General features: G+C 70.3%; 2 protein-coding genes. Both read right to left on the bottom strand.

From position 1 onward, the window contains the following. Positions 1–76: 76 nt before the first annotated feature. Entirely contained in the window at positions 77–2,638 is a 2,562-nt protein-coding gene (locus tag PV682_RS10490) for a type I polyketide synthase (RefSeq protein WP_319726496.1), read from the bottom strand. A gap of 22 nt (positions 2,639–2,660) precedes the next feature. Next, positions 2,661–3,794 carry an adenine nucleotide alpha hydrolase family protein gene (locus PV682_RS10485; protein WP_319726493.1) on the bottom strand — a complete coding sequence of 378 codons (1,134 nt, stop codon included), beginning with the start codon at positions 3,792–3,794 and terminating at the stop codon, positions 2,661–2,663. Positions 3,795–3,803: the final 9 nt, after the last annotated feature.

Raw genomic sequence — 3,803 nt, 5'->3', positions numbered from 1 at the left:
GCGGACGACCGGAGGGGCGGGAATCCCGGTCCGGGATTCCCGCCCCTCACGTCATCCGCGCAAGGCGTCAGGCGGCTCAGCCCTGCCCCGCCCGCCGTGCCTCCGCCCGCTGAGCCCGCCGCGAAGTACGCCCCGCGGCGGCCGGTGCCGGGCCTCCGGGCTCCGTCAGGCCCATCAGTTCCGCCAGGTTGTCCACGAAGGAGCGGATCGTCGGGAACTCCACGAACGCTGTCGCCGGCACCTCGAAGTCCAGTTCCTCGCCGAGCTTCGCCACGACCTCGATCAGCACCAGCGAGTCGAGCCCCAGGTCGAACAGGTTCGTGTCGAGGGCGGCGAGATGGCGTCCGCCGAGGACCTTCCCCACCTCGTCGGTCACGAAGTCCGTGACGAGTCCGACGTTGTGGGCGGGGTCGTCCGCCGCGAAGCGGGCCAGCAGCCGGTCCCGCTCGGGGGCGGTGGGCCGGCCGGTCTGCGCACCCGGTTCGACCCAGTGCCGTCGCCGCTCGAACTGGTGCGTGGGCAACGGAACTCGGCGGATGTCCCGACCCTCATGCAGGGCGGCGAAGTCGAGTTGACCGCCCCGCACCCACAACTCCCCGGCGAGTGCGAGGAGGTCGGCGTATCCGGCGGCGGAGATCCGGACCCAGCCCGCACCGTCGGCGACCGGCCCTCCGCTCGTCCAGTCGGCCGGGTCCTGCGTCAGCCGCGCTCCCGTGACCGCCGACAGCACCGGCAGAGAGGGCGCCGAGACCCGCGGCGGAGCACTCCCCACGGCCAGCGCCAACGCGTCCGGCAGCACCAGGGCCCCGCTCACGGCGGCGGCCACGGCCAGCCCCGTACCCGTACCGGCGAGGCCCCCCGGAGCGACCCCCCACGACAGCAGCGCCCGCACGACCCCGTACGCATGACAGAACCCGGCGTACTTCCCGCTCAGCAGCGCCTCACCCCCGCCGACCAGCCCCACGGCCTCGGCACAGGCGTCGACGGCCTCCCGATAGGCGGGCACGGCCGCGTACAGCTCACGGGCTTGGGGAGACGACTCCCCCGTCAGTACCAGTACCGGCGCCACCTCCCCCGCCACACCCCGCCGAATCCCCTCGCCGTCCCCCAGCGCGAGCGCCATCGCGGCGCCCCGCGTACCGTCCGCGACCAGCGCCAGCCGGTGCGCGTGCGCACGCCGCCCCAGACCCAGCGTCTGCGCCACAGCCGTGACGTCGAGATCCCGCCGGGAACGCAGATGACGGGCCAGCGCCCCCTGCGCCTGCTTCAGCGCCTCCGCGGACCGAGCCGAGAGAACCAGCAGCTCGGGCCGCTGCTCACGGGAGGCGTCGGGGCGGGCCGGAGCCTCCTGGAGGATCACGTGCGCGTTCGTCCCGCCGATCCCGAACGAGCTGACGCCCGCCCGGCGCGGCCCGTCGGCGGACGGCCACTCCGTGCGCGCCGTGTTGACGAAGAACGGGCTGGACGCGAAGTCGATGTCCGGGTTCGGGGCGGTGAAATGGAGGCTCGGCACCAGGGTCCGGTGCTCCAGCATCAGCGCCGTCTTGATCAGCCCGGCCATGCCCGCGGCCGTGTCCAGGTGCCCGACGTTCGTCTTGACCGACCCCAGCGCGCAGTACCCGGTCCGCTCGGTGCCGTGCCGGAACGCCTCGGTCAGCGCCGCGACCTCGATCGGATCGCCCAGCGGGGTCCCCGTACCGTGCGCCTCGACGTACCCGATCGTGTCCGGCTCCACGTCCGCGACCTCGTGCGCGTCCGCGATGACCGCAGCCTGCCCCGAGACGCTCGGCGCGGTGTAACCGGTCTTCGCGGAACCGTCGTTGTTGATCGCCGAGCCCTTGATGACCGCGTGGATCCAGTCCCCGTCGGCCAGCGCCTCCTTGAGCCGCTTCAGGACGACGGCCCCGGCGCCGCTCCCGATGACCGTGCCCTGCGCCCGGGCGTCGAAGGCCCGGCAGTGCCCGTCGGGCGAGAAGATCATGCCCTCCTGGTACTGGTACCCCTCACCCGGCGGATTCAGGTGCACCGCCCCGACGAGCGCCATGTCGCACTCCCCGCCCAGCAGCGCCAGGCACGCCGTGTGCACCGAGACCAGGGACGTCGAGCAGGCCGTCGAGATGTTGACGCTCGGGCCGGTCAGGCCGAGCTTGTACGACACCCGCGTCGACAGGAAGTCCTTGTCGTTGGCGAGCATCAGCCGGTACCGGTCCACCGAGGACGCGCCCCGGTAGCGGTCGCCCAGGTTGTGCAGCAGGTACGTGTTCATGCCGGCGCCCGCGTACACGCCGATCTGCGCGTCCGTGCGCTGCGGGTCGTACCCCGAACGCTCCAGCGCCTCCAGCGCGCACTCCAGGAACACCCGGTGCTGCGGGTCGAGGATCTCCGCCTCGTCGTGCGCGAACCGGAACAGCTCCGAGTCGAAGAGGTCCGTACCCGCGATGGTCTGCGCGGCCTTGACGTACCGGGGGTCCGCGAGCCGGTCGGCCGGGACCCCGGCGGCGGCCAGCTCCTCGTCCGTGTACCGGGTCAGGGTCTCGCGGCCCTCGCTGAGGACCTCCCAGAACCGGTCGACGGAGTCGGCGCCCGGGAAGCGGCACGCCATCCCGATGATGGCGATGTCGGAATCGGAAACGGTCATGGTGATGGCTCTCCTGCGGGTCTCAGCTGAGGCGGATGCCGAGGTCGGCGGCGACGGAACGCATGTCGAGGAAGCTGCGCGCGACGAACCGGGCGGCGTCCTCGCCCGCGTCCATCCGCTGGAACAGGTCGATCAGGGTCCGCTCGTGCTCGGCCGCGTCCCCCTCACCCGCCGCGATCGCCTTCACGACCCCGCCGAGCCGCGCCTCCACATCGGCGAGGTCCAGCGAACGCGGGAACTTGATGCTGAACGTGTTCCGGTCGTAGGACGCGTTCCGCTTCACCGACCGGACGTGGCTCGCCGCGTTCAGCTTGTAGAACATGCAGTCGAAATTGCTGTACGAGTAGTAGTTCAGCAGCGGGAACAGCGTGCAGTGCGTCTCCATCGGCGACGACGCGTACAAGCCCTTCGCCCGCAGCTCCTCGACGATCCGGTCCGGGTCGTACTCGTGGCGCATCGCGATGAACGGGAACACGATCTTCGGCAGGTTCTCGTCGTCGTCGAACAGCAACTCCTCAAGACGGCCCGCGAACAGCGTGTCCGTCAGCCGCTCCCCGAACGTCTTGTAGAACCCGCGCACCACCTCGCGGACGTTCGACTCCATCGTCAGGATCTGCTGCGGGTCCGCGCACAGCGCGATGTACGGGATCTTCCGCTCGTACGCCATCAGGATCGCCCGCAGCACGAAGAACGTCCGGCACGAGACGCACGGCAGCTTCTCGTCCAGGTACTTCCCCGACGTCTTCGGCACCGGACGGTTGAAGACCTCGCGCATCATCAGCTTGATGTTGTCGTCGTCCGCGTCCAGCACGAACGTCGCCGGGATCTTCTCCCTGGCCAGCGCGATGTTCTGCGCCGCGTGCACACTCTCGAACGGCACGTCGAACGTGAACGCCAGCACCCGCTTGCCGTAGTCGTTGACGAACTTGTCCAGCATGTACGTGCTGTCCTTGCCGCCGCTGTACATGAACAGGCAGTCGTACTCCCCGCTCGCGGCCGGCGCCTGCTGGAACTCGGTGAACACCTCACTCGTGTAGCGGTAGTTGATGAGCAGGTCCTCGGCGAAATCCAGGTTGCACAGATTGCACACCCCCTGGTCGTCGAGCGTGATTCCCGGGTGGTCGCCCTTGAGCGAGCAGACCTGGCAACTGGACACGGAACTCCC

This window comes from Streptomyces niveiscabiei (assembly GCF_033794345.1).
Classification (GTDB): Bacteria; Actinomycetota; Actinomycetes; order Streptomycetales; family Streptomycetaceae; genus Streptomyces; species Streptomyces niveiscabiei.
The sequence above is the reverse complement of the archived record's forward strand: the minus strand, read 5'-3'. Positions and strand labels throughout refer to the sequence as shown.

Coding starts and splice junctions, on each gene's coding strand:
- PV682_RS10490 (WP_319726496.1), bottom strand. CDS start 2,638: ATGACCGTTTCCGATTCCGACATCGCCATCATCGGGATGGCGTGCCGC.